This is a genomic window from Paenibacillus sp. FSL R7-0331 (assembly GCF_000758645.1).
GTDB lineage: Bacteria > Bacillota > Bacilli > Paenibacillales > Paenibacillaceae > Paenibacillus_AQ > Paenibacillus_AQ camerounensis.
Genome location: NZ_CP009284.1, coordinates 375,504 through 400,713 on the forward strand (window position 1 = coordinate 375,504; position 25,210 = coordinate 400,713).

The 25,210-nt window shown below is 53.5% G+C and carries 25 protein-coding genes and 1 riboswitch; of the genes, 12 read left to right on the forward strand and 13 right to left on the reverse strand.

All coding sequences use genetic code 11. The annotated features are described in order from the left end of the window. Positions 1-6: 6 nt before the first annotated feature. Positions 7-348, reverse strand: coding sequence for a helix-turn-helix domain-containing protein (locus tag R70331_RS01625; RefSeq protein WP_042172297.1), 342 nt, complete (start codon positions 346-348; stop codon positions 7-9). A 416-nt stretch (positions 349-764) separates the two neighbouring features. On the opposite strand from R70331_RS01625, the gene R70331_RS31390 reads away from it, so the two are divergent. From R70331_RS31390 to R70331_RS01645, 4 genes are all read left to right on the forward strand, one after another. Further along, on the forward strand, positions 765-1,772 hold the full coding sequence (locus R70331_RS31390; protein ID WP_042172301.1) for a hypothetical protein: 1,008 nt from the start codon (positions 765-767) through the stop codon (positions 1,770-1,772). Between the two features lie 13 nt (positions 1,773-1,785). Continuing rightward, positions 1,786-2,385 carry a signal peptidase I SipW gene (gene sipW, locus R70331_RS01635; RefSeq protein WP_052418877.1) on the forward strand — a complete coding sequence of 200 codons (600 nt, stop codon included), beginning with the start codon at positions 1,786-1,788 and terminating at the stop codon, positions 2,383-2,385. A gap of 94 nt (positions 2,386-2,479) precedes the next feature. After that, the gene (locus R70331_RS30230; protein WP_052418878.1) at positions 2,480-2,989 is read left to right on the forward strand and encodes a TasA family protein; all 510 of its coding nucleotides are present in this window, start codon (positions 2,480-2,482) and stop codon (positions 2,987-2,989) included. A gap of 89 nt (positions 2,990-3,078) precedes the next feature. Beyond that, positions 3,079-3,900: a TasA family protein gene (locus R70331_RS01645; protein ID WP_042172304.1), complete on the forward strand. Its 822-nt coding sequence runs from the start codon at positions 3,079-3,081 to the stop codon at positions 3,898-3,900. A 91-nt stretch (positions 3,901-3,991) separates the two neighbouring features. Here R70331_RS01645 and R70331_RS01650 read toward each other — a convergent pair whose 3' ends face one another. The 6 genes from R70331_RS01650 to R70331_RS01675 all read right to left on the reverse strand — a co-directional run bounded on the left by R70331_RS01650 (position 3,992) and on the right by R70331_RS01675 (position 10,333). After that, positions 3,992-4,969, reverse strand: a complete 978-nt coding sequence (locus tag R70331_RS01650) for an aldo/keto reductase (RefSeq protein WP_042172305.1) — start codon at positions 4,967-4,969, stop codon at positions 3,992-3,994. A 51-nt stretch (positions 4,970-5,020) separates the two neighbouring features. Next, on the reverse strand, positions 5,021-5,251 hold the full coding sequence (locus R70331_RS01655) for a hypothetical protein (protein WP_042172306.1): 231 nt from the start codon (positions 5,249-5,251) through the stop codon (positions 5,021-5,023). Positions 5,252-5,358: 107 nt separating this feature from the next. After that, the gene (locus R70331_RS01660) at positions 5,359-5,919 is read right to left on the reverse strand and encodes a PadR family transcriptional regulator (protein WP_042172308.1); all 561 of its coding nucleotides are present in this window, start codon (positions 5,917-5,919) and stop codon (positions 5,359-5,361) included. Between the two features lie 6 nt (positions 5,920-5,925). Next, entirely contained in the window at positions 5,926-7,446 is a 1,521-nt protein-coding gene (locus R70331_RS01665; protein WP_042172310.1) for an MDR family MFS transporter, read from the reverse strand. Positions 7,447-7,638: 192 nt separating this feature from the next. After that, the gene (locus tag R70331_RS01670; protein WP_042172312.1) at positions 7,639-9,477 is read right to left on the reverse strand and encodes a bifunctional diguanylate cyclase/phosphohydrolase; all 1,839 of its coding nucleotides are present in this window, start codon (positions 9,475-9,477) and stop codon (positions 7,639-7,641) included. Positions 9,478-9,745: 268 nt separating this feature from the next. After that, on the reverse strand, positions 9,746-10,333 hold the full coding sequence (locus tag R70331_RS01675) for a DUF5317 domain-containing protein (RefSeq protein ID WP_042172314.1): 588 nt from the start codon (positions 10,331-10,333) through the stop codon (positions 9,746-9,748). Between the two features lie 175 nt (positions 10,334-10,508). On the opposite strand from R70331_RS01675, the gene R70331_RS01680 reads away from it, so the two are divergent. The 4 genes from R70331_RS01680 (at position 10,509) to nfsA (ending at position 14,480) form a co-directional block, all read left to right on the forward strand. After that, positions 10,509-10,850, forward strand: a complete 342-nt coding sequence (locus R70331_RS01680; RefSeq protein ID WP_042172316.1) for a metal-sensitive transcriptional regulator — start codon at positions 10,509-10,511, stop codon at positions 10,848-10,850. A 48-nt stretch (positions 10,851-10,898) separates the two neighbouring features. Next, positions 10,899-11,099, forward strand: coding sequence for a copper ion binding protein (locus R70331_RS01685; protein WP_042172318.1), 201 nt, complete (start codon positions 10,899-10,901; stop codon positions 11,097-11,099). 117 nt (positions 11,100-11,216) lie between these two features. After that, positions 11,217-13,670 carry a heavy metal translocating P-type ATPase gene (locus R70331_RS01690; RefSeq protein WP_042172320.1) on the forward strand — a complete coding sequence of 818 codons (2,454 nt, stop codon included), beginning with the start codon at positions 11,217-11,219 and terminating at the stop codon, positions 13,668-13,670. A gap of 30 nt (positions 13,671-13,700) precedes the next feature. Next, positions 13,701-14,480 carry an oxygen-insensitive NADPH nitroreductase gene (nfsA, locus tag R70331_RS01695; protein WP_042172322.1) on the forward strand — a complete coding sequence of 260 codons (780 nt, stop codon included), beginning with the start codon at positions 13,701-13,703 and terminating at the stop codon, positions 14,478-14,480. 200 nt (positions 14,481-14,680) lie between these two features. On the opposite strand, the gene R70331_RS01700 is transcribed toward nfsA, so the two are convergent. The 6 genes from R70331_RS01700 to R70331_RS01725 form a co-directional block, all read right to left on the reverse strand. Further along, entirely contained in the window at positions 14,681-15,562 is an 882-nt protein-coding gene (locus tag R70331_RS01700; protein ID WP_156131223.1) for a helix-turn-helix transcriptional regulator, read from the reverse strand. A 202-nt stretch (positions 15,563-15,764) separates the two neighbouring features. Next, positions 15,765-16,814: an ABC transporter ATP-binding protein gene (locus R70331_RS01705; protein ID WP_081947432.1), complete on the reverse strand. Its 1,050-nt coding sequence runs from the start codon at positions 16,812-16,814 to the stop codon at positions 15,765-15,767. A 301-nt stretch (positions 16,815-17,115) separates the two neighbouring features. Beyond that, entirely contained in the window at positions 17,116-17,877 is a 762-nt protein-coding gene (locus R70331_RS01710; RefSeq protein ID WP_042172325.1) for an ABC transporter permease, read from the reverse strand. Then, the gene (locus tag R70331_RS01715; protein ID WP_042172327.1) at positions 17,874-18,164 is read right to left on the reverse strand and encodes a thiamine-binding protein; all 291 of its coding nucleotides are present in this window, start codon (positions 18,162-18,164) and stop codon (positions 17,874-17,876) included. The genes R70331_RS01710 and R70331_RS01715 overlap by 4 nt, the downstream gene beginning before the upstream one ends. A 56-nt stretch (positions 18,165-18,220) precedes the next feature. Further along, positions 18,221-19,285, reverse strand: a complete 1,065-nt coding sequence (locus R70331_RS01720; protein WP_042172329.1) for an ABC transporter substrate-binding protein — start codon at positions 19,283-19,285, stop codon at positions 18,221-18,223. A 129-nt stretch (positions 19,286-19,414) separates the two neighbouring features. After that, positions 19,415-19,525, reverse strand: a riboswitch (TPP riboswitch). A 71-nt stretch (positions 19,526-19,596) separates the two neighbouring features. Continuing rightward, the gene (locus R70331_RS01725; RefSeq protein ID WP_042172331.1) at positions 19,597-21,054 is read right to left on the reverse strand and encodes a hypothetical protein; all 1,458 of its coding nucleotides are present in this window, start codon (positions 21,052-21,054) and stop codon (positions 19,597-19,599) included. Positions 21,055-21,291: 237 nt separating this feature from the next. Between R70331_RS01725 and R70331_RS01730 the strand changes: the two genes are divergently transcribed. The 4 genes from R70331_RS01730 to R70331_RS01745 all read left to right on the forward strand — a co-directional run bounded on the left by R70331_RS01730 (position 21,292) and on the right by R70331_RS01745 (position 25,186). After that, positions 21,292-21,729, forward strand: a complete 438-nt coding sequence (locus tag R70331_RS01730) for a pyridoxamine 5'-phosphate oxidase family protein (protein ID WP_042172334.1) — start codon at positions 21,292-21,294, stop codon at positions 21,727-21,729. Positions 21,730-21,937: 208 nt separating this feature from the next. Next, positions 21,938-22,975, forward strand: a complete 1,038-nt coding sequence (locus R70331_RS01735) for an EAL domain-containing protein (protein ID WP_042172335.1) — start codon at positions 21,938-21,940, stop codon at positions 22,973-22,975. 100 nt (positions 22,976-23,075) lie between these two features. Further along, complete coding sequence (locus R70331_RS01740) at positions 23,076-23,750, forward strand: response regulator transcription factor (RefSeq protein WP_042172337.1); 675 nt, start codon at positions 23,076-23,078, stop codon at positions 23,748-23,750. Further along, entirely contained in the window at positions 23,747-25,186 is a 1,440-nt protein-coding gene (locus R70331_RS01745) for a sensor histidine kinase (protein WP_042172339.1), read from the forward strand. The genes R70331_RS01740 and R70331_RS01745 overlap by 4 nt, the downstream gene beginning before the upstream one ends. The last annotated feature ends 24 nt before the right edge of the window (positions 25,187-25,210 follow it).

Genomic DNA, 25,210 nt, shown 5'->3' on the forward strand with positions numbered 1-25,210 from the left:
ATCAGCCTAATCCTTCTGCTCCAGCCGCCATTTCTGATAGTCGAGGAACTCTTTGAATTCCCGCTTGCTTATCCCTGAAGCCATAGCTTCCTGTGCCAGGCGCAACCATTCACCGTCGAGTGAGTGCTCCTGCGCTTCCAGCGGCTCCCCGTACAGCAGGATATGAATAGATACCTGTAGCGCATCGGCCATTTTCTCAATGAATTGAATAGAGGGATTGGACTGAATATTTCGTTCTACATTGCTAAGGTATGATTTCGCTACGTCCGCCTTATCCGCCAGTTCGGATAATGACAGGCCCTTCTCCAGGCGGAGCTGATGAATGCGATTTCCTAAATGTTCCGGCACAGTTAAACGCCCCTCCGCACTTTTTGTTAACAGTATAGCAAATAACCCTACAACGGACAAAGCACTACCTGAATCAATGTATGAATCCCGTTCAGAATGTTTTCATTATTGTTCACCTCACTTTAACTCCCCGAAGCAGCTTCACTATACCCGTTGAAAAAATTCGAAATCCCTAAGACTGTTCTCTAAAAAGTACGAAAACATGAGCGAATCAGCGTATAAAGGAGAAAACGACCGCCAAAAACGTTCTTTATAACGAATTTGCTTAAAAATGAGGGTTTAAATTATGCAGGAACATGACATATACTTATGCCAAGGTTCTTTATAACGAACAGTATATGTTCTTCATAAAGATCAAATGACTGATAGACGAACTAGTCTGCATGCTATGTGCGGCTACTAAAGGAGAGGCTCCTGTGAGGCTTTCACGAACTTCGCGTAAGAAAAATAACCGCCGGTTAATCCTTCCGCAGCTTGCGGGAATTGTAGTGATCTCAGTCTATGGCATCGGTCAGATCACTTCACCGACCTATGCGCTTATAACCGGCAGTGCAGCGGCAGAATCGGGTATTACAAGCGCCTTTGTTTTTCCGGTAACCGTGGACCAATTAGCAAATCAGGCCAGTGAAGCGATGAACCGGGCTGTTCTGAAGCGTGAGGCGGCCAAAGGGGTGTTCGCAGACATCGCGGATACGAATGCGGATTCCGAAGCGGCAGAAGGACAAATGAGCGGCATACAGGAGGCTGCTGAACAAGCACGCGGAGCTGCCGCGTCTGCAGCTGAACTGCTGGCGCAGCTCGAAGCCTACTCCCTGCGTTCACAGCAGGATCTTGCACAGCAGAGAGAGGAGATAAGGCTCCGGCTGGATTCCTTTGCTGTTACCTTTGAACAGCTGGAGGCGGCTCAGCAAACGGATACTTCTGTATTCGAGCAGCTGCTGGCTCAGGCTAATCTCACCATAGTCGAATTTCAGGAGATGGTCCGCAGGCTTGCTTCAACTGTACGGGTAGATACCTATGTTCAGGCAGCCTACCAGCAGGCGATGACAGCGGCCTCACAAGCCGGAACTTATGCTGATGAAACTTCACAGCTGTATACCCAGGCAGCGGACGCACTACAGGAGCTAAAAGCTGCCGAAGAGAAAGCCAAACTCGAAGCAGAGGAGAAAGCCAAACTCGAAGCAGAGGAGAAGGCGAAACTCGAAGCAGAGGAGAAGGCGAAACTCGAAGCAGAGGTGAAGGCGAAACTCGAAGCGGAAGATACAGCTAAGCCCGATACCGGAGAAGAGCAGGCTAAGCCTGAGGCTGAGGAAGCGGCCAATCCCGGGGTGAGCGCACCGGCTGATCCCGACGCACCTGTGACGGAGACGAATGCTGACGGCATAACCGTAAAAATAGGACAAAACAAAACGGATTTCAAATAAGGAGATGCCTGAAGTGATTCTCAAATGGACCCGCAATATACTCATGTATGTTTTGATGGCGCTGTTTCTGGTCGTGCTGATATCAGCGGTAACCAGCAGAATGAACGGCGGAACACCCAAGATTCTGGGCAAGGAAATTCTGACTGTCCTATCCGGTTCGATGGAACCAGGAATTAAGACCGGGGCTATCATTGCAGTTAATCCGGTGAGGGATCAAGCCGGGCAGACCGCCTTTCAGCCGGGGGATGTTATTACCTACCAAGCTTTGGATGGATCAGGCAGCCTGATCACTCACCGGATTGTAAGCATCAGCGGCACCGGGGCTGAGCTTGCCTATATCACCAAAGGCGATAATAACGACGCACAGGACCCTTCGCCGATTCCCGCAGGAAATGTAGTTGCAAGCTATGCCGACTTCACGGTTCCATGGGCCGGGTTTTTGATGAACTGGGTGAAATCGACCGCCGGCATCATTATTGTGATCCTGATTCCCGGTGTTTATCTGGTGATCTCATCGATTGTAACGATGTTTAAAGCGATTATGCGGATGGATGACGATTCTGCAGAGCCGCAGGCGGCAGCCGGTGACTCACCGCCGGTAACGAACGGTTGATGCTTCCTTTCAACGCGCTCATGCGGTTAGGGAAGATTCAATAAATATTCTATTATATTCTCCATGCATGGAGACCAGGAGGAGACAAATTACAATGGCTAACCTTAAAAAGACAATGGCAATGGCAATGGCGACTACTGCACTGGGGGCTACTTTAATTGCCGGAGGGTCCTTCGCGATCTTTACGAGTTCGGTACAAAACACAGGCAATACCTTTGCCGCAGGCACGCTCAAGATCGGACTGGATAAAGAGGATACGGATACTCCATACGCCAAGTATTTTAATCTGACCAACTGGGCTCCGGGCGACTCCAGCATTCAGCCTGTAGTAGTAAGCAATGAAGGTACGCTAGAGCTGCGTTACGACCTGGCACTGGCTGTCGGCGGCGATCTGGGCGGCGGTACCCATCCGGTCACCATTAAGGTGTACTCGGATGCTGCCGGAACTATAGCGCTTACCGCGACGGACCGTGTGCTGGCTGTCGGCGCTTCTGAGACCCTTTATGTCAAAGTGGAGTTCCCGAAAGATGCCGGCAATGAATATCAGGGCAAATCCGGAACAGCCAGCATTAAGGTGGACGCAGAGCAGACTAAGAATAATTAACAGCCGGACCGGTCTGTCATAGCGGCTTTATATTCATACAAAAATTTAAAGGGGGGATGCCCCCCTTTTCCTAAGGAGAGCTTATTATCATGATGAAAAAGAAAAAACTGCTCATTACCGCACTGTCATCCGTAGTCCTGCTCTGTGCCGCAATCGGCGGGGGAACCTATGCCCTGTTTACCAGCTCTGCCCAAAATACAGGCAGCACCTTTGCTTCCGGCACCTTGTCTCTCACTACCCACCGCAATGACGTTCCGGTAGAAGGGCCGATGTTCTATACTAACGACTCTGATGCAGGCCGTATGGGTACCGGGCTGTGGGCACCGAAGGATACACATACCCGTGCGATGCTGATTAAAAACACCGGAACACTGGATGCGAAATTGACTGATCTTGTGGCACTGCCGGAAGGAACATCCGATCAGCAGGCTGCTGCGCTCGCTTTTGGCGAGCAGGCGGTAGTAACCGTAGCTGCACTGGCAACGCCGGGCGGTGTTACGCTTAATGCTGATGCGCTCAATCAAGTGAACGAGGCTGCGGATCAGTTATTCAAAACTCTGATTAACGGCCCAAGCTTCACCAAAGCGATGGCGCGCAGCGGACAGGAGGCATTTGCAATTGCCAGAGAAGCCGTGCTTGACTGGACTTATCGTGTGAATAACAACGGGCAGACGGTGGAGGTCAGTGTATCGGATGCTTATGTGGGCTCGCTTAAGGACCTGTATAACGGAGGCGCAGGGCGTGATGCCAACCTTCCGAATCTGATTCTTCCGGCTAAAAAAACCATGCACCTTGCTTATAATGTAACTTTTGTTGATGATACCGGCCTTGCCTTCGACAACGATGCCATTCAGGGTAAGTCCGTAAACTTCACCTTCAAGAATACGTTTGAGCAGGTCAAAAATAACTGATATAGGCATAACCGCAAAAGAGCGTCACCTCCGGCCTGATCAACCGGAGGTGACGCTCTTCATGCTGCTGCCGGGTGTATTCCATTAGCGCCTAAGGCAGCTTCTCCCCCCGCGAGCTTATATACAGCTCATACCATTCCTTGCGGGACAGCTCCACCTTATCGGCTCCGGCGCAGGCGGCGATCCGCCGGGGATTCACGGTGCCGATTACCGGCTGGATCGCTGCCGGATGGTTCATCAGCCAGGATAATACTATAGCTTCAGGAGTGGTGCTCTTCTGTTCAGCAAGCGAGCTGACTATAGCGGCCGTATTCACTACGCTCTCCGGCTGGCCTTCAAGCGAACGGCCGCTGAAGCTGCCCTGAGCAAGCGGTCCCCAGGCCTGCAGCTGGATATTCTCCATGCGGCAGTATTCAACCGTGCCTTCAGGGAAGGTGATGTCCTTCCAGGGCTCGCGGTTCACGCTGATCATGGCATCAAGCCAGCTGATTTTGGCCAGGCTCATATGCAGCTGGTTCACAATAAACGGCTCGTCGCAATAGTGCTGCAGCAGCCTGATCTGGGCGGCGCTCATGTTGGAGACGCCGAAGTGGCGGACCTTACCCGACTGTTTGAGCTGATGCAGGGCCCCTGCAATCTCCTCCGGGTCCATCAGCGGGTCGGGCCGGTGCAGCAGCAGGATATCAAGATAGTCTGTGCCGAGGCGGGCTAAGGTGCCGTCAACACTCCTCAGGATGTGCTCTCCCGAGATATCAAACGTATTGCTGGTGTCTCCCGGCTCAATCAGCTTAATACCGCATTTGGACTGGATAATCATCTCCTCGCGGAGCCCGGGCCGGTCCTTGAAGATCTGGCCGAACACCTTCTCCGCTTTACCGCGGGTATAGATATCCGCATGGTCAAAAAAGTTGATGCCGATTGCCAGTGCGGCTTCAACCGCCTCGTGTCCCTGCCGGATATTATCCGCAGTCAGCGGCTCATGATCCCAGCCTCCCCCGAGGCCCATACAGCCCAGGGCAATCCGGCTGGCAGGGATTCCCCGTGTGTTAAGTGGCAGCGTTTTCAGCAAAACCTATCCCTCCGTCACAATGGAATAACAGCTCAGGGATATTGTACACCCTCAGAAGCCGGTATGGTACTTTTTGTCACTGGAGGAGCGGTGCTTCGTACCTTCCTTATCCTTCTCCTCCTGTTTCTCCAGCGTCAGGTCCTCTACCGGAATAGGATCAACATGCTGCTCGCTCTCATGCAGATCGAACAGGCTTGGCTTGTCTGTCGGGTACTGCTCAGGGTGATCACGCTCGTCTCCCTGCAGCCTGCGCTGCTTCAGTGACTCTTTTTCCGTGTCCATATGAAATCCCTCGCTCTCTTAAAGAATAGTTTGCACGTTAATACACCGTTTCAGGTGTTACTAAACAGCAAAGAGGCCCCTCTTAGGGCCCCTTTGACCATACTTATCTATAGTGACAACGGTGTGCCGAAATCGTTAAGCTTGCGTGCCGTAACATCCGCGTACAGCCGTTTCAGCCATTTCAGCTCGGTAAGGCTGTGTTCGTACCGGCCGTACATCAGGTGCAGTGCCGAGCGGGGAACAACAGAAATATGCTCCTCGTAGACCTGATAAGCATAATTGACCTGATGCTCAATCTCACGGATACGTTCCTCCAGCACCTTTTCCACCTTATCCTGGTCAATATACCGCGACAGCGCCAGAGCCATGTAGAGAGGGTGGTAGACCAGCTCGACCTTCTTGATCTGCTGCAGGATCAGCTGCTCGAACAGGGCTTTACCTTTACCGTTGATCCGGTAAATGGTTTTGTCCGGGCGGTCATTGCTGCGGATCGTTTCCCCGGCTTCGATATACTCCTCCTGCGCCAGCCTGTCGACAGCATAGTAGAGTGAGCCCATCTGCAGCTTCATCATCTGGTCGTACATGCGCTCCTTCATAATGAGTGTAATCTCATAAGGATGCATGTCTTTTTCCTGCAGCAGGCCGAGAATTACCATTTTCATCGACATTGCGGGTTACCCCCGGTTGCCGGAGGGCTGAGCTGTCTTCGGCTTAAGTGTAAGCCGGTCCTTAGGCATCAGGATGACAAACACTACCCCGAGCACTGCTGGAATCAGCGCCCACATAAAGGTACGGGAGATGGAATCGGACAGTGAGCCGGTAATCTTGCCCAGTACGTCAGCGGGAATATTGGCCCGGGCCTCCGGAGTCAGCGCTGCCTGCGGACTACCGAAGGAGGCAGCCTGTTCACTGTTGCCGAAAGCGCTGCTCAGGCCGTTCGTGAAGCTGTTGCGCTGAATAATCCCGAAGATTGTAATCCCGAGCGTCATGCCGAGTGAACGCATGAAGGTGCTGGTGGAGGTCGCAGAGCCGCGCTGCCGGATGTCAAAATGATGGATCGAAGACATGCTGAGCACCGAGAAGGAGAAGCCGACGCCGAAGCCGGTCAGCAGCATAAAGAGATTCAGCATCAGCCGCGAGGTTTCCGGTGACAACGTGCTCAGGCAGAATACCCCTGCCAGGAAGCACACTGCTGAGAGCAGCATAATGTTGCGGAAGCTGGTCTTGGTAGTGAGCAGCCCGCCGATCTGGCTTCCGAGCACGGTGCCGATCATCATCGGCATCAGGATCAGCCCTGAGTTGGTAGCCGAGCCGCCGTTAACACCCTGCACGAAGATTGGGATGTAGACTGTAGCCACAATAAAGGTGGAGCCGTAGAACAGACCGATCAGGCTGCTGGTTGCAAATAACCGTTTGCCGAACATCGCGAATGAAATTACGGGCTCTGATGCCGATCGTTCGATAAAGATGAAGGCAATCAGCAGCACGGCAAAGCCGGCGAACAAGCCGAGAATGGTAGCGGAATCCCAGGTATACTGGTTGCCGCCAAGCTCAAGGGCGAACATCAGGCAGATGATCGAGCCGACAAGCGTAAAAGCGCCGCCCCAGTCAATCCGCTGCTTGGCATGAGAGATGGATTCTTTATAAGACGTCATGATCAGGATAAAGGCGACGATGCCAATCGGCAGGTTGATGTAGAATACCCACTGCCAGCTGAGATAATCGGTAATGTACGCGCCCAGAAGCGGCCCGATGACGCTGGAGATGCCGAAGACGGCGCCGAAGAGTCCGGTCAGCTTACCTCTTTTTTCAGGCGGATAAATATCGAACACAATGGTGAAGGCGATCGGCATCAGTGCACCGCCGCCAATCCCCTGAATGGCCCGGTAAATACTGAGCTGTGTAATGCTGGCTGCCGTTCCGCACAGGGCAGAACCTGCCAGGAACACGATAAGGCCGAAGATGAAGAACCGTTTGCGGCCGTACATATCCGACAGCTTGCCGAAAATCGGCGTGCCGGCCATGACCATAACCATATATGCGGAGGTGACCCAGACAATTTTGTCGAGACCGCCAAGCTCGGATACGATGGTGCCCATAGCTGAAGCTACAATGGTATTATCCATTGCGGACATCAGAATACCCAGCAGCAGGCCGACAACCACGAGCTTTAAATTACTTTCTTTAGTATGCATGCTTCGCAGACTCCTTTTCACGTTCATTCTAGAAACAGACCTTATTATATTCAAATTTGAATAGGGTAGCAACAATTATTTTTCGGCATTCAGTAGAAAGTATGGGCGTAACTGAGGGGATGTATGCGAACAAGGGGAGAGGGAAAGCCACAGCTGCTCATAAAAAAGAGCCGGCCGGCGGACAGCGGCGATCTACATCACCGCACTTCCGTGCCGGGGCTCTCTGGTCTCTAAATATTGGATGAAAATCTCCGTAAGCTCCGGATCGAACTGGCTTCCGGCACAGGCACGCAGCTCAATGACCGCTTCATCGAAGGATTTGGTCGGCTGGTACGGGCGTTCGGTGGTCATGGCATCGAAGGAGTCAATTATCGTAAGCATCCGGCAGAGGCGGGGGATTTCCTCACCCTTGAAGCCGTACGGATAACCTTTGCCGTCGTAGCGTTCATGATGCAGTTCAATATAAGGAGCGAGCTCCTTGAACTTGTCGTTGGTCAGCGCCATTTTTTTGCCCCAGGTGACATGCCACTTTACCATTTCCCATTCCTCGGGGGCGAGCTTGTCTGTTTTGTTCAGGATGCTCCAGGGTATCTCCAGCTTGCCGATGTCGTGAATCAGCGCCCCCAGAGTGAAATTTCGTTTGGATATGGCATCCATGTCCAGAATTTCGCTCATATCCATTGCATAACGGAAGACGCGTTTGGAATGGCGGAACGTCTCCATATCCTTGTACATGAACAGGTTAAGCTGCTGCTCGATATCCCGCACATCCTGGCTAAAGTCCAGCTCCTGCTCCAGCGGGGAATGCATTCCGTACGTGTGGACGGTATTTTTGCCCTGGCGTTTGGAGTAGTAGAGTGCCTGATCGGCATGGTCGACGAGCTGGGACTTATCATGGATGTCGCTGCTGCTGGCGGCAACCCCGGCCGAGAAGGCAAGGCAGCCGAGCGGGAAGATTTCAACACCTTCAAAGCGGCTGTTGTTGAGCTTTATACGCAGCTGGTCAATATAGGTCCGGGCCTCCTGGCTGTCATAGCCGGGCATCAGCAGGGTGAATTCTTCGCCGCCGTACCTCGCAGCGATCGTGCCTGATTTCCGGGACTCTGTCTTAAGCAGCTCCCCGACAAAGGAGATCAGCTTGTCCCCCTGAAGGTGGCCAAAGTGATCGTTATATTTTTTGAAGTCGTCAAGATCAATCATAGCAAGCGATAAGGGCGTGCCTGAGGACCGTGATTTCTGAATTTCCTGTTCGAGAACTTCCTCAAAGTAGCTATGGTTGAACAGTCCTGTCCGCTGGTCGGTATTGGCTCTTTCCTCAATGCTGCGGTACATGGCAAACAGCTTCTTGAAGGATTGGCAGAGCAGCACCGCCAGGGCCATGAAGAGCAGCAGCCCGAGAATCTGATTGTGATAGACGAGCACCGTCAACACGAGGGAAAGCACTAAAGTACACAGATAAACGAACATCGCATCTTTAATCATGCCTTTGATGGTTTCGTAAAGCGTAGCCCGGTACAAAATGTAATAATATAAAACAACCATCAGGGTATTAGTGGAAAAATAAACGGCCAATACAATAAGATAAGTGAATAGCTGAGTATTTACAAGCGGTCCGGGGTTTCCTCCAAGGTAATGAAAGCAGGCGCCTGATGCAATGATCATAGTGGAGTAGATAAAAAAATTAGTCAGATGCTTCCACCAGCGTGTGCTGCGATCTATGACAGCAAAAAATATACAGTTCAGCAGCAGGACAGTCAGTGTAAATCCCGGCCCGAATATGAAGATGCAAGCCAGATACACCGATGAATCCATCGACTGCTCATTGCCTTCCGGCGGAAGCTGGATCATGAAGAAGTTAAGAATAAGGCAGGCGCTGGTCATCGCATAAACCCAGACCCAGGTGGAGGTGGAGTAGTGGAGGAACTCAAAGCGGTTACTATATGAAAACAGTCCCATGCCGATCAGGCATACGGACAGTGCATACATGTGGCCTGAATCCAGCGTTGCAACAAAAGATTTAAGTTTAGACATGAGGACCCCTCTTTACATTATCAGAATATTCCTTTGTACATAATAATGGTTTTAGGAATAATTGAATAGCCGTAATGTAAAGAAACAGGCGGAAGGTCCCACCTGTTTCGTTGCAGATCATATTATAGTCCGCCAATCTTGAAGCCTGAAGTCAGAGCGACAACAACAGACGCTACGATAATAGCATTGATCGCCAGACGGGAATATTTAATGCCTTCCACTTTCTTTTTCACAGAAGAATCCTCCCTTCATATAATCAGTTAGCGGCTTATCCCTGCATATCAGGCTGCGTATTCCGGGTTGTGGCGGCAGGTGTCATAATGTGAAGGATGAACAGGAAGATTCCGAAATTCATTACTACGTCACCAATACTGATAGCCTGCGTACGCGGATAAGGGCTGGACAGGGGGATAATGTCACCCAGAAAGGCCAGGCGGGTCGAAGCATCAAGCAGGTAGTGCTTGGTAACTGCATCGCCGCTTTTGAGCATCTCCAGATAGATCGGGTCCAGAACGGACGCCGCCTCGTAGGATACCGGCATTCTTCCTCCGTTGACAAGCATAACCAGAAAGTTCAGGAATACGCCTATCATAATCAGCCAGAATCCTTTGTTGTGCCGGTTCAACCATAAAAAAATCAGCCCTACCACATACACAGCGATATAGATATATCCGCTGGCTGCGGCAACAGTGGACGAGCGCTCCTGCATATAAAACATCAAAAATTGGAATACCAGCAGCAGCGGGAAGATCCAGCCTGACTTAAGCCGGATGTTGCTGAACTGGACAAGGCCGTGCTTAAGTCCGCCCCGGAATAAGCCGGCAATGAAACCGATAATAATGCCATCGTAAACCATTAAAGCTTACCTGCCTCTGATTCAGAATAAAAAAATATGTAAATATTGGCTTCTTCATGGGTATTCGCTGTCATTTGAACAAAATCCTTTTTTACTGCATAAATAATTTTCTCGACATACCCACGGGGGGTATGTTAAGCTTGGTTTGCAGCCAGGATACAGGGAGGTATGTTAGATGGCACCAAAGGAAGAGAAGCAGACTCCTGCAGCCTGCGACAGCAGCTGTCATGCTCCGGGTGTGCGCAAGAGCCACCATTCCGAGGAATTTAAGAACGGACTGGCTACCCGGCTTAACCGGATAGAAGGACAGATCCGCGGGATTAAAGGCATGATTGAGCGCGATACGTACTGCGATGACGTGCTTAACCAGCTGGCAGCTGTTCAGGCTGCGCTCGGCGGAGTCGGTAAGCTGCTGCTGGAAGGCCATATGCGCAGCTGTATCGTGGAGCGGATTGAGGCCGGAGAGCATGAGGTTATCGACGAGCTGCTGATTACGGTCAACAAGCTCATGAAATAGGGCATTACAGGTTAATCGCCACAACAACATTTTATAGGAGGGTTTACCATGTCAAACGTAACTTTAACGGTTGAGGGAATGTCCTGCGGACACTGTGTCAGTGCTGTAGAGAAAGCGGTAAGCGGCGTAGGCGCTGCTGCCAAGGTAGATCTGCAGGCCAAGAAAGTGGCTGTGGAGTATGACGAGAGTAAAGTAAGCCTTAATGTTATTAAAGAAGCCATCGAGGATCAGGGATACGACGTGGTGTAAGCCGGATTCCGGCAATAAAGGCCTGGAGCCGGGACCCGTTACGGGGTCCGGTGGCATCCATGCCTTTTATTTTTCTCAGAACGATACCCCAATGGGGTATATGGAGGTGTTTGGCCAATGGAAAAGAGTGCAGAAGCGGGCCGGCAGCAGGCTACGCTGCAGGTTACAGGCATGACCTGCTCCGCCTGTGCAGCCCGGATTGAGAAGGGGCTGTCGCGGATGGAGGGGGTATCGCAGGTTAATGTAAACCTTGCACTGGAGCAGGCGACAGTGGGGTTTGATCCTGCAGTTGCCGGATTGCCGCAGATTGAAGAGAAGATCCGTTCGCTCGGTTACGATACGCTTAAGGAATCGGCGGATTTCGATATTACAGGTATGACCTGCGCCGCCTGCTCGGCACGGATCGAGAAGGTGCTCGGCCGGATGCCGGGCATTGCGTCGGTGAATGTGAATCTGGCGCTGGAGACGGCACATGTTGAATATACACCGGGTAATGTCAGCACGGCCGATATTATGGAGAAGGTCAGCAGCATCGGCTATAAGGCGTCGCTGAAGCAGGACCGCAAGGAAACAGCGGACCAGCGGGGGCAGGAGATTATACGCAAGCGGAATAAATGGATCATTTCGGCGGTTCTTTCCTTTCCGCTGCTGTGGGCAATGGCGGGCCATTTCTCCTTCACTGCCTGGATTCCGGCGCCGGACCTGCTGATGAACCCCTGGTTCCAGCTTGTGCTGGCGACCCCTGTCCAGTTCCTTATCGGCTGGCAGTTTTATGTGAGCGCCTATAAGGCGCTGAAGAACGGCAGTGCCAATATGGACGTCCTGGTTGTGCTTGGTACCTCGGCGGCCTATTTTTACAGTCTGTATCTGACCATAGACTCTCTTGGCATGAGCGGGATGAACCATTCGGTCGACATGTATTATGAAACGAGCGCAGTCCTGATCACCCTTATACTGGTAGGTAAATGGTTTGAGGCGCTTGCCAAGGGCCGTTCCTCGGATGCCATCCGCAGCCTGATGGGGCTGCAGGCCAAGACCGCGCTGGTTATCCGCGGCGGTGAAGAGATCAGCATCTCTATAGAAGAGGTTATTCCCGGGGATATTGTCATGGTGAAGCCGGGTACGAAGATACCGGTTGACGGGCAGGTTCTGGAAGGTTTGTCTTCTGTGGATGAGTCGATGCTGACAGGGGAGAGCATCCCGGTGGAGAAGAAGCCGGGTGACCCTGTAATCGGGGCTACAGTTAACAAAAACGGAATGCTCAAGATAGAAGCCCGTAAGGTAGGACGCGATACCGCCCTGGCGCAGATCATCCGCGTGGTAGAGGAGGCACAGGGCTCGAAAGCGCCGATTCAGCGGATTGCCGATGTAATTTCCGGTATTTTTGTGCCCATCGTGGTCGGTATAGCTGTAGTAACCTTCTTCATCTGGTACCTCTGGGGGGCACCCGGACAATTTGCCGATGCACTGGAAAAAGCCATTGCCGTGCTCGTCATCGCCTGCCCCTGTGCGCTTGGCCTGGCGACGCCGACCTCGATTATGGCCGGCTCGGGCCGGGCTGCCGAATTCGGAATTCTGTTTAAGGGCGGAGAGCATCTTGAAGCGGCCAGGGACATCCGGATTGTTGTGCTGGATAAGACCGGTACGGTGACCAGCGGCAAGCCGGTGCTGACGGATATCCTGACCACTACCGGAATTCCCGCGCACGGCAAGGAGCTGGCGGAGAACCGGCTGCTGGCGGTTACTGCGGCAGCAGAGAAGCTATCGGAGCATCCGCTCGCTGAGGCTATTGTGGCCGGCGCTGCTGTACGCGGGCTTGCACTCCCGGCGGCAGAGCAGTTCCAGGCCGTACCGGGCAGGGGTATCTCAGCGGCAGTTGACGGAGCGGCAGTGCTGGTGGGTACCCGGCGGATGATGGAGGAGAGCGGCGCAGATCCCGGCCCGTGGGCTCCGCTGATGAAGAAGCTGGAGCAGGAAGGCAAGACCGCGATGCTGGTGTCTGTGGACGGAAGCATCGCCGGTATTGTGGCTGTTGCCGATACCATTAAAGAGACCTCGAAGGCAGCGGTAGCCAGACTGCATGAGATGGGCATTGAGGTAGTGATGATAACGGGTGACAATAAGCTGACCGCAGAAGCTATTGCCCAGCAGGCCGGAATCCACACCGTGCTGGCAGAGGTGCTGCCCGAAGGTAAGGCGGATGAAATCCGCAGGCTGCAGAGCGGCGGAGTGAAGGTGGCAATGGTCGGCGACGGAATCAATGACGCGCCGGCGCTGGCTACCGCCGATACCGGAATGGCAATCGGCACCGGTACGGACATTGCCATGGAAGCGGCAGACATTACGCTTATGCGCGGTGATCTGATGAGCATCCCTGATGCTATTCTGATGAGCCGCAAAACCCTGCGTAATATCAAGCAGAATTTGTTCTGGGCGCTCGCTTACAATACAATTGGGATACCGATAGCCGCACTGGGCTTTCTGGCACCGTGGCTCGCAGGAGCCGCGATGGCCTTCAGCTCCGTGTCGGTTGTACTCAATGCGCTGCGGCTGCAGCGGGTGAAGCTGTAGCCGGCGGCAGGAATAAGGAGCGATTTAACCATGAGTGATGAACAAAAGGCTGCGGCAGGCAGTCCGGATAACGAGACCCTATCGCTGTTAATGAAGCATGCCTCGGTACGCCAGTACCTGGACACTCCTGTAACTGATGAGCAGCTTGCCGCCATTATCGGCGCGGCGCAGATGGCCTCCACCTCCAGCAATGTGCAGGCTTACAGCGTCATAGCTGTGACTGATGCTGCGCTTAAGGCCCAGCTCTCCGCCTATTCCGGCAATCAGGCTTATATTGAACAGTGCCCCGTGTTTCTGGTGTGGTGTGCCGATCTCTACCGGCTGAAGGAGACAGTCCGCCCGCATCTGGGCGATGCAGAAACCTATGAGGATACAACAGAGAACCTGATTGTCGCCACCGTTGACGTTGCTTTGGCTGCACAGAACGCAGCGGTTGCTGCAGAGTCCTTGGGGCTTGGGGTCGTCTACATCGGCGGCATCCGCAACAACGGCGCCGCTGTATCCGAGCTGCTCGGCCTGCCAGAACTGGTCTATCCGGTATTCGGCATGTGCCTCGGTACCCCGGCCGGTGAATCCGGTCTGCGTCCGCGCCTGCCGCTGTCCGCGGTACTGCACTACAACGGCTACGACAAAGAAACAACGGCGTCGCAGGTTGAAATCTACGACAAGGTAAGCAGTGACTACATGCATAAACGGACCGGCGGACAGAGCAGCGCCCCGTGGTCAGCTATGATGGCCAAGCGGCTCGCTGAGCCTGCGCGTCTGCACCTGAAGGATTTTCTGCAGGAGAAGGGCTTTATGAAGCGTTAATTGATACCGGATTAAATAAGCATGGTGTACCGGCGGTGCCGGGGGCCATGCTTATTCTTATCTTACTTTTTCAGAAAGAACGGAGGGTTCTTGTTGATCGAAGTGATACAGGACCATCATAAGCATGGGCATGGCAACAATCAGCGTTACTGAACGCATATCCCGCAGTCAGCCGCACAATCCGCGTGTAAGCATGAACACTACTCCTCAAAGGACAGATTAACCGGCTCATCTAACAGATCCTGCGTGTAATTCAGGTTTGTCACCGCGATGCTGCCATCCACTTCCTCGAACCTAAGCTCATCCACCCATACGCGGCCGCATCCGGAAAGAATGACCCCGAAGGATACAACGGCACTGTTGTCCGGCACGTCCAGAACAATGGCATAATGGTTCCATTCGCTATCCCCGGTTACCGGCCGGTTGCTCATATTGTCAAACTGCACAATGTCTCCAAGATTATTATCTATTCTCATCCAAAAGCCGCTAAAGCCGCTGACCCCGGCTGTTTTCAGGAACCCGGACAGCTTGATCCGCTTGCCTAGATGCTTATCTGCCTTGAACTGCTGCATCATGGTGGCGAATTCATCCACCCCTTCAACGGTTACCGATTTCAGAAGCCCGGAGGCTTTTCCCTTATGAAACGTCTTGCGGTCCAGTTCCATTGAATAATTGAACGGATGACTTCCGCTGAGAAACCACCCCTTAATTGCTTCTTCCTGCTTCATTTTTGTTTCCTCCTTTTGCCGGGTTAGGCTGCCGATAATTGCCCGGTATTGTCCGGGCGGCAGGTGATAATACTTTTTAAAAGCGCGTGTGAACGATTCCTGGGTTTCGAACCGGTAATGGACGGCGATGTCGATGATTTTTTTGTCGGTGTACAGCAAGAGGTTGGCGGCGTTGGCAATTCTCCGGTAGCGGATATATTCGGATAAGGTCACGCCTACTTCCTTTTGAAAAATCCGGTGATAATGATATTTGGAAAATCCGATAAACTGCGCGATACGTTCCAGCGGAAGTTCTTCATGCAGGCTGGTCTCGATGTATTCGATTGTCTTTTGGATCATAGCAGTGTAACTCAGTGTCTCACCCCCTCTGTGTAAAAGATTATCAGAATCCGGCCGCGCGTTTTTGATATTTATTGCTTTCTTTCTTTGATAGTGAGAACAGTCTGCTCGGCTGATAGCCCAAAAAAGCCCCGCTGTCCTGCTGGGGCAGGTGGCGGGGCTTGGGGTATACAAGCGTGTATTGTCGCAGCGGTGCAGCCGGATCGCTGTCCTTCTGCTATGTCCTGCTCTTTGCCTGCTCCTCGCGCATCCACTGTGACAGCTGGCGTTTGAGCTGCAGGAACTCCGGTGTGTCGGTGATTTCATCACGGCGCGGCCGGGGAAAAGGCACGTCTACCGTGTGGAGGATGGAGCCGGGACGGCCGGAGAAGACGTAGATCCGGCTCGACAGCAGCAGCGCCTCCTCAATGTTGTGGGTGATGAACAGCACGGAGCGGCGGTTCTCCTCCCACAGCTCCAGCAGCCAGCGCTGCATGTCACTGCGCGTCAGCGCATCCAGCGCGCTGAACGGCTCATCCAGCAGCATCAGCTCCTGCGGCGCCAGCAGGGCGCGCAGGAAGGCGGCCCGCTGCTGCATGCCGCCGGACAGCATGTGCGGATAAGCACGCTCGAAGCCGCCCAGCCCGACCTTGTCCAGCCAGCGGCGGGCGTTCTCCCGTGCGGCGGCCTGCGGCTCGCCCTTCAGCTCGCCGGCGAGCAGGACGTTGTCCAGGGTGCTGCGCCATGGGAACAGCGCAGGCTGCTGCGGCATATAGCTAATCTCGCCGCGCTGCCCGGTCACGGCGCTGCCGTTCATGCGGACTGTTCCGGTATCCGGCGTCTCAAGGCCGCCGATGATATGGAACAGGGTGCTTTTGCCGCAGCCGGACGGGCCGAGGATCGAGACGAACTCCTGCGGCTCGACCGTCAGGGACACTTCGTTCAGTACGCGGGTCTCCTTGCGGCCGCGTCTGAACGTTTTGGAGACGCCGCGGACCTCGAGCGCCGGCGGCAGGCCCTGTGCAGCTGCGCCGGGTGCTGTACCGGCGGTATTTAATGCCGGTGCCGAGGAGGCGGCGGTTGCCGGTGCTAAAGAGCTCGTGGCGATTTCAGTTGCTAGCGCCGACGAGGTAGTGGTTGCCGGTGCTAAAGAGCTCGTGGCGTTTACAGTAGCTGGCGCCGAGGAGGCAGCGGTTTCCCGTACTGTCGGGCCGGCAGCATCCGTCGCCCCCGTGCCCCGGGGGAGCGGTTTCCCGGGAGATGCTCCTTTATGTGATGAGTGAGGCATGTAGAAATCCCTCCTTCCTGGGGTGGAGTCCGCATACAGCGGCGGTGTAGCCTATATTTATGGATAACCAAGGATTAACTTAATAGCTAGTGGGAAAAAGTCCACCTAATCGTACAATATTCGTCTAACATCGGCAATTAGGTGGAAAAAGGCAGCTTGATCTCGCCCGAAATGCTGCTGTTAGGCCGAAAGGGTATAATTAGCCGGCAAAAATCCAACTAAACCCGCCCCAGGCCCTGACCGAAGCAAATTAACAGGCGAAAATCCACCTAATTCTGCCGAAGACCAGCCGCAACTGTCCTCATTCCGATTCCCGCGGCTTCCAGCGCACCAGCCACCGCTCGATTATAGCGATGATTGCGAACAGCACCAGACTCAGTAATACGATAATAGTGATAGCGACAAAGAGATTAGCTGTACGGTAGGCTGACTTTTGGAGCAGCATGTAGTAGCCCAGTCCTTTGTCCGCGCCGATCCATTCCGCGACAATTACGCCCATTACGGCATAGGTGGCGGAGATTTTCAGGCCGGAGAACAGGGCGGGCAGGGAGCCGGGCAGCTCCAGCTTGGTGAAGATCTGCCACTTGCTTGCACCGGCCATCTTCATATAATTCATCATCGTCCGGTCACTCTGCGCAAGGCCGCCCATGGCAGCAACGGCGACAGGGAAGAAGCAGACGAGTATGATCAGCATAATCTTCGGCAGCAGGTCAAAGCCGAACCAGATAACAAGCAGCGGTGCGAGCGCAATGGAGGGCACATTCTGGCTGAGGATCAGCAGCGGATAGATGGCCCGTTTCAGCCAGGGCACCAGATGCAGCAGCAGCGCTACGATCAGTCCGACCCCTGCGCCGATCGGAAAGCCGATCAGGGTCAGGCGCAGCGTCGCGGCCGTGTGCGACCAGAGACTGGCGGCATTATCTGCGGAAGCACGGGCGACCGCGCCCGGACCCGGCAGAAAAAACGGATCGATGGTAAATAACGATACCGCAGCCTGCCAGATCCCCAGAAACAATATGACCGCCACTAAGGGCGGCCATATTTGCCTGAAGGCTGATCTCACCGGTATTTCTCCGTCAGCTTGTCCATGCTGATGCCATTCGGGTTATGGGCGATTTTAATCTGGGAGATGATGCTTGGGCTGCCTGCAGCTACGAGCGCTTCGTGCATCTGACGGACCACCTCGAGCAGCTCGGTAATTTCACCCTCCATCGTTGTTTCCAGCGGATTTACCTGATGCTTCACGCCGGATTTCTGAATGACTTCGATTGCTGTATCTACATAAGGGATGGAGTCCTCGCCGTTCGGTGTTTTAGGGATAACCTGAATGCTAAGCAGTGTGTTTGCCACAATAATCAATCCTCTCAATATAATGTATTGGATATCAGCCAGCTCTCAATATGAACTTACTCCGCCGGCAAAAACGCATTAGTGAACGTAGCCTCTACATCAAGCTGCTGGTCCAGCAGCTTCAGGCCATACATCCAGTCGGCGTAATTCTGCCAGATTTCAGCCTTCTGCTCACCCCAGCGGGCAGCGTCATCCTTGTACTTGGGACTGAGCCATTTCTGGCTGGCCTGGACAAGCTCCGGATCAAGATCCGGCACGGCCTTGATCAGAATATCGGCTGCCGCCTCCGGCTGGTCAATCGCGTACTGGTACCCTTTCGACGTCGCTTTGAGGAAGGCCTTCACCAGCTCAGGGCGCTCGGCAATTTCCTTCTCGCTGGTCGTCAGGATCGGCGTGTAGTAATCAAGCTGCGGCGCGTAATCCTTGAGATAGAGCATATCGAGCGGCTCGCCGCGCAGCTCGGCCTCAATCCCGGTCCAGGCGTAGAAGATCCAGGCGAAATCAATGTCGCGCTTCACAGCCGTGAAATAATCAGCTTCGCCGATATTCACCAGCTTGACCTTCTTCACGTCCCCGCCCTCAGGGTCCATGATGGCTTTCATGGCTGCTTCCTCAGCCGGCGAGCCCCAGCCGCCGTAGGTTTTGCCTTCAAAATCTTTAGGAGATGTTATGTTACGGTCCTTCGGTGCAGCGAATCCGGAAGTATTATGCTGAATGATGGCGGCAACGGATACTAGCGGCACGTTCTGCAGGCGGGCCAGCGTCAGTGCTTCCTGGGCGCTGATCCCGAAGGCCGCCTCGCCCGAAAGCACCATCGTATCGGCTCCGGCTGCGCCCGGCTGGACAATCTCTACATCAAGGCCTTCTTCCTCGTAATACCCCAGCTCCTTGGCCGCATACAGCCCGGTATGATTCGTGTTCGGCGTCCAATCCAGTGCGACCTTAATCTTGGTAAGCTCAGCCGGTACATCCGCAGCTGTTCCGGCAGAAGCTTCCGGAGAAGCGTTTCCCCCGGCTGTTTTCCCCCCGTTATCTCCGTTTGCCCCGTTGCTGCCGCATCCGGCAATGGCCAGAGCCAGCATGCAGGTCAGGCTGAGCATTAAGCTTTTTTTGACTCCCATTTCCCTTTATTCACTCCTTCCAGCAATCCCTAGTCTTCTCTTTTCTAAATCTGATATGCAAAAAAAGCGCCCCGATTCATCGGGACGCCAGTCAGTTGCGCAAGGCTGCAGGCTCCGGCCTCAGGGGGCCGGGAAGCAATTAAAGATTCCTACGCTGGCATTATCCAGATCAGGTATAAGGGTCAGTATCTTATGGGATACAATCTCAGCCGGCCAATTCCAGCACCCCTGGTTCTATGAAGTTATCGGGTATTGCTTATTCTACGCTGTATTATAGACGCACCGCCTGGGGTTGTCCAGTAGCAATCTCCCTATTCCTTGGAGTAATACCGCTTCCTGCGGCGGCTGCGGATGCTGCTCCGCAGCTCTTTCAGTGTCATGAAAATGCTGACTGAAATTCCTGTGAACGTGACGAACAGCGCGAGATATTCAAAAGGCGAGTATTCCAGCAGCTTGCTCCAGTCAATCGGAGCCTTCAAGTCCTCAATGACCTGGTTCATCCCGTAAATCCCGCTGACCACCGTAAATATAGTAAGGATCATGAGCAGCGTATCCCGGCGTTTAGCCTGGAATTTATCCTGATACTGGAACAGGTCGTCCAGGGTCATCTTCACTTCACCGAATAAGGCGTCATTGCCGTAGACCTTCCGCAGCTGGAAAAAAATCTCCCGGCCCTGCGACTGCGAAATCAGCTCGATAAAATAGAATTTGGCCGAAAACTTATTGATCAGAAAGATCAGATTCTCAATTTCATCATAGTCGCGGTCAATGCGCAGGCGGGAATGCAGATTGGACAGCTTCAGCAGCACGATTTTGTGAAAAAGGCTCAGCAGCAGCCCGTAGTAATACTCCCCGTACATCTGGTTAGCCAGCTGGACGGCAATCTCCGGCTTAGCCTTGCTCAGACAGCAAAAGGTCTGCTCATTGGTCATGTAACAGGTATCCGGACCCCAGCGGTTATAGGAATGCTCCCTGCAATAGTCTGCTATATAGTCCGGATTGCTGGCACTCATATAAGGCTGGCCGTTTTCGTCCAGACCATCCAGCTGGGAGGCGCGGAATTTCAGCTCCATTCCGATTTCTTCCTCCTCCCCGCGCTCCAAACCGTAAAATCCCTGTACCATCATCCGCTCATCAACAAAGAAGGGCAGGGTTTCGAAATAAGCGCCGTCCAGCTCTGACTGGTCCAAAAACGGCTTCAGGGTAGGCACCAGGTAATCAAATACAAAATCCTCGACCTCATCATAGGAGCTGTCACCGTAATGAACGGAGGTCCCCTTATCCTGCAGGTTGGCGTCCTCCAGCGTGCGGAACCGGTCTGCGAATTCCAGGGCCACACTGAAAGGCAGCGTATCCTCCTCAATGCGGACCCTTATGGTCACAAAGCCCAGCTGAAACGGGCAGAGGAACATATCGGTCGACAGCACCCGGAAGGCGATGGAGCGGCCGGGCATTTCCAGACTGCAGGGGAGGTCGTGTGCCTTGGAGAAGCGCCGGAAGGAGTCCTTATCCTTTTCCCGCGGAAACAGCACATGGGCTGCGAAGGGGAGGTAGCTGCGCTCCATTTTTTCATGTGACACGCAGTATCCTTCTCCGTAATAAGCATCCTCAAGCTCCTTGTTGTCCAGAAAAAAGCGTGTGAAGCCGTCCTGCTTAAGCTGCCGGATCAGCTTGTCATCCTCACCGTTTTTAATGGAGAAAGGAAAAATAAACTGCAGCAGTACAGTATGTAACATCGGTTCGGAAGCTTCAGCCTCAAGCCTATTCATAAGCAGGTTCCACCTTATTTATCAGAATATCGCCATGTGTAGTATTACCCTAACTTGCAGACAGCCACGCTAAGCGGAACCGGTACAGCGGTGTCCGTTCATCGCTTTGTCCCGGATTCAATGTCATTGAAGGGGGTACACTATAATAAGCACGATTAATTGTATGATAAATCCAAACTGTGAATGCGGATATATAAATGTATATCTGCGTGATTTCTGAAAGGAGCTATTTCGTCCATGAATAACAATGAGCTGGAGCAGACTATCATCAAGGCGCTGGATGACAACAAGTTCGGGTCCTTCGGCACGATCGAGGCCGGCAACAAACCTAAGGTGCGTTATATGGCGGTATTTCATGACGGACTGAATATTTATCTGGCTACCAATCGCACAACACATAAGGTGGAGGAGCTAAAGGATAATCCGAATGCTTTTCTGCTGCTTGGATATGAGCAGGGCGGCGGCAAGGATGTGCTGGAGATCGAAGCCAGGGTTGATGTCAGCAAGGACGACGGCCTGCGCTCCAAAATCTGGAACAAGTCGCTGGAGGAATGGTTCAAGGGACCAGAGGACCCGGATTATGTAGTGCTTGAGCTGAAGCCGACACGGATTGAGTATATGGGTAAAAATAAAGAGCACGGCGTCTGGCAGCCCTCCGTTTCGGCAGGAAGATAACAGCTGGCGGGAGAGTTTCATTAGCAGCTCGAAGAATACAGCCACCTGCGGACTCCGGTTCAGCGGGTGGCTTTTTAGCGGTGAATAGCATGTGTCTGCAAGCGTTAGTTAAGGATGTCATTTTGTGGCGCCACATGGCTGGAAATTGGTAAATCATGATATAATGGCTTCACTAAAGGTTCGACATTTGATGCGAGGGAGGATGTCTATGAACTGTAGGGACTGCTCTGCAATAGAGCCTGTGGAGGATGAAGGGGAAATCCGGTTTAAGCCGTGTACCTTTGTACTTGCCTCCGCGTTAAGAGCTTCAGGAGTAGAGTTTACAGGAGTGAAGAATACGGGAATGATCAAGTATGCTTCCAGAGAAGCGCTTTTTGAGCTGCTGAAGCTGCTGGAATTGCTGCAAAAGCAAGCCGGTACTTCCCTGATGCTGTGCATCAGCGGCAGGTCAGACAGGATGACGGCAGAGCGCTGGGTTTCCCTGGAGCAGTTAGAAATAAGATTTGCCAATGACAATCTTATTTCCATCATTTCAAACCATGATTTTACCAGCCACATGCAGCCTATTGTCAACTTTGCCGAAGAGATTGTCGGCTTTGAGCTGCTGCTGCGGCCGCTGCCTGAGGGGAGCGCATTCCAGCCCTACGAGCTGTTTGAGATTGCCCGCCAAACCGGCTTTCATTCTTTCTTAGACCGTGCTGCCCGGATCTCAGCGATTGAGACCAGTGCGAGACTGCTGCCCAGAGGCATCAAGCGTTTCGTTAATTTTTTGCCCTCATCTATTTATAATCCCAATTTTTGTCTTACCCATACCTTTGAAACGATTGCCAGGCTGAATCAGGACCCGGAGGACTTCGTGTTCGAGGTGGTCGAGACAGAGAAAATCAGCAACATGAATCATCTACAGGCGATTTTTGCCGAATACCGTAGACAGGGAATGAGGGTTGCGCTGGATGATGTCGGCGCAGGCTACTCGACTGTGGAGGTTATGTCCAGCCTCCAGCCGGATTATGTGAAGATTGACCGCAATCTGATCAGCTACTGTGATCAGGATGAACGCAAGCAGAATACGATTCGCGATATCCTGAGCCGTGCCGGATCCTTCGGGGCCAGCGTGCTGGCTGAAGGCATAGAACGGCGCGAGGAGTTCCAGTATTGCCGGGATATCGGCATTGAGCTTGCCCAGGGCTATCTCTTCGGCAAACCGCTGGACAAGCCGCCGGCCGACTTCGGATTCAGCGCATAACCATACGATGTACATATTCCCCGGAGCAAACGCGGTCTATCCGCCGGCCCGGGGATTATTTACGAACTTAGAATGTTTCGCAAAAAGAAATGGAGGTACTATGAGCATTACACTGCTGTATGTGGAAGATGACCGGGATATCGGTAACGCGGTGTCAGCAGATTTACGGGAAAGAAAGTATGCGGTCCGCTGGCTGGAGAGCGGCGAGGGTGCTGTAGAGGCGGCAGCAGGCTGCCAGCTGGCTGTTCTGGATGTCATGCTGCCCGGGCTTGACGGCTTCACCGTAGGTCAACGGCTGAAGCGGGCCTATCCTAACTTGCCGGTTCTGATGTTGTCCGCCCGCACCTCCATAGACGACAAGCTGCAGGGTCTGGAGTTCGCGGATGACTATTTGACGAAGCCGTTCCATCCCGATGAGCTGGCTGCCAGGATTGAAGTTCTTTTACGGCGCACCGGCGCTGCCGAGCCGGCAGCGCTTGCCCTTAAGCATCTTATTGTTTATGAGGGCAACAATGTTATTCAAGAGGCTGCAACGGGCCGGGAAATTCTGCTCACCGGCAAGCAGTTTCAGATTTTTACCTTTTTGCTGCGCCATCTCGGGCAGATTCTGACCAAAGAACAGATCTATGAAGCTGTCTGGGGCGAGGCATATATTGAAGGGGATAAGACATTGATGGTACATATCCGCTATCTGCGTGAGAAGCTGGAGCTTAATCCGGCTGCCCCGGAGATCATTGAGACGGTCCGGGGGATCGGTTACCGGGTGAGGGCATGAGCAGCAGGCAAAAGGAGCAGAACGGGCGCCGGCAGTCCCTGCTCTCAAGGTATCTCCTGATCATCATGGGTGCCCTGCTGTTTATTCCTGTCGGCATTCCGCTTACCTTTGCGGGCTATAACCTGTTCAGTATCTCGGCAGCCGATAAGCCGCCGGAGGAATATGAGCTGTATTCCAACATCAGTGTCCTGGAGAAGCAATGGCATCAGGAGGCGCTGGAGCTTTCCGGTCAGACGGCGGAAGCGGTTGACCGCCGGCTTAAGGAGTTAAGCGGCAGCTATCCGCTGGCCGCAGTGTTCTGGGTGGACAGTCAGGGACAGACCCGGTTCATTCATTCCCCGGATGATCCTCAGCTTCAGGAACAGCTGGGTACGGACAGGATCCCTGCGCAGTGGAATGCGCCTGAAGCCATCGCCTTCATGAAGGAGGCGGCGATGCGGCAGCCGCTGGCCATTGTCGCTTTTGTCGGCGACCGTGCGGATGCGGGTGAAGGCTTCATGGTGATGCAGATCCCGGCTGAGATTACTGAAGCCTATCGTTTTCAGAGTCTGGGTTCGTGGTATATCCTGTTTCTGCTGATCTTTTTCGGACTGTTCGCTGCGGCCTCCTGGCTGTTCTTCACCAGAATCCGCAAGCGTCTGCTGCGGCTGCAGACAGCGATGAGCTTCACAGGGGGTGCCGGCATTCCCCAGCCTATCGAACCCGGCAAAGCCGATGAAATAGGCCGGCTGGAGGAAGCCTTCAATTACATGGTAGCGGAGCTTTCGGCCAGCCGCCGCCGTGAGGCGGAGGAAGAAGGGCTGCGCAAGCAGCTGGTGGCCAATCTGTCGCATGATCTGCGGACCCCGCTGACCGTAATACGCAGCCATCTCCATGTCCTGGGTAAAGAAGAAATGTCACAGCGCGGGCGGGAATCCATTGCGCTGATGGATGAACGGATGGAAGGCCTCAGCGGCCTGATTGATAATCTGCTGTCTTTCAACCTGCTCAGCAGCGGCCGGATGACGCTTAAGGCAGAACGTAAGGATGTGCTGCGGATTGTGCGGGAAAGCGCAGCGGCCTGGTATCCGCTATGGGAGAAAGAAGGCTTTGAGGTGGAAATTGAACTGGAGGAGGAGCCGGTGTACCGGAATGTTGATGAGAGCTGGTTCCGGCGGATTCTCGATAACCTCTTCCAGAACATTGTGCGTCACGCGGGCAGCGGGCGATATGTAGGAGTCCGTTCAGAAATACGCGATGGCACTGCCGTGATCATCATTTCGGACAGGGGGAAGGGGATGGACAGCACATCCGAAGCGTCTGGTGCAGGACTCGGCTTGTCAATCGTCGGTTTACTGCTCCAGCCTATGGGACTTGCCTGGGAGACGGACAGCTCCCCGGAGGGGACTTCAGTTATACTCTATCTGCCGCAGGAGCGAAATTTAAACAAAATTTAAACTTGCTGCTGCTGCGGCTTTAAC

Bases quoted from the DNA above. Each gene is read 5' to 3' on its own strand.
- R70331_RS30230 (WP_052418878.1), top strand. From the start codon at position 2,480: ATGGCTAACCTTAAAAAGACAATGGCAATGGCAATGGCGACTACTGCA.
- R70331_RS01645 (WP_042172304.1), top strand. From the start codon at position 3,079: ATGATGAAAAAGAAAAAACTGCTCATTACCGCACTGTCATCCGTAGTC.
- R70331_RS01655 (WP_042172306.1), bottom strand. From the start codon at position 5,251: ATGGACACGGAAAAAGAGTCACTGAAGCAGCGCAGGCTGCAGGGAGAC.
- R70331_RS01660 (WP_042172308.1), bottom strand. From the start codon at position 5,919: ATGTCGATGAAAATGGTAATTCTCGGCCTGCTGCAGGAAAAAGACATG.
- R70331_RS01665 (WP_042172310.1), bottom strand. From the start codon at position 7,446: ATGCATACTAAAGAAAGTAATTTAAAGCTCGTGGTTGTCGGCCTGCTG.
- R70331_RS01670 (WP_042172312.1), bottom strand. From the start codon at position 9,477: ATGTCTAAACTTAAATCTTTTGTTGCAACGCTGGATTCAGGCCACATG.
- R70331_RS01675 (WP_042172314.1), bottom strand. From the start codon at position 10,333: ATGGTTTACGATGGCATTATTATCGGTTTCATTGCCGGCTTATTCCGG.
- R70331_RS01680 (WP_042172316.1), top strand. From the start codon at position 10,509: ATGGCACCAAAGGAAGAGAAGCAGACTCCTGCAGCCTGCGACAGCAGC.
- R70331_RS01685 (WP_042172318.1), top strand. From the start codon at position 10,899: ATGTCAAACGTAACTTTAACGGTTGAGGGAATGTCCTGCGGACACTGT.
- R70331_RS01690 (WP_042172320.1), top strand. From the start codon at position 11,217: ATGGAAAAGAGTGCAGAAGCGGGCCGGCAGCAGGCTACGCTGCAGGTT.
- nfsA (WP_042172322.1), top strand. From the start codon at position 13,701: ATGAGTGATGAACAAAAGGCTGCGGCAGGCAGTCCGGATAACGAGACC.
- R70331_RS01705 (WP_081947432.1), bottom strand. From the start codon at position 16,814: ATGCCTCACTCATCACATAAAGGAGCATCTCCCGGGAAACCGCTCCCC.
- R70331_RS01720 (WP_042172329.1), bottom strand. From the start codon at position 19,285: ATGGGAGTCAAAAAAAGCTTAATGCTCAGCCTGACCTGCATGCTGGCT.
- R70331_RS01725 (WP_042172331.1), bottom strand. From the start codon at position 21,054: ATGAATAGGCTTGAGGCTGAAGCTTCCGAACCGATGTTACATACTGTA.
- R70331_RS01730 (WP_042172334.1), top strand. From the start codon at position 21,292: ATGAATAACAATGAGCTGGAGCAGACTATCATCAAGGCGCTGGATGAC.
- R70331_RS01735 (WP_042172335.1), top strand. From the start codon at position 21,938: ATGAACTGTAGGGACTGCTCTGCAATAGAGCCTGTGGAGGATGAAGGG.
- R70331_RS01740 (WP_042172337.1), top strand. From the start codon at position 23,076: ATGAGCATTACACTGCTGTATGTGGAAGATGACCGGGATATCGGTAAC.
- R70331_RS01745 (WP_042172339.1), top strand. From the start codon at position 23,747: ATGAGCAGCAGGCAAAAGGAGCAGAACGGGCGCCGGCAGTCCCTGCTC.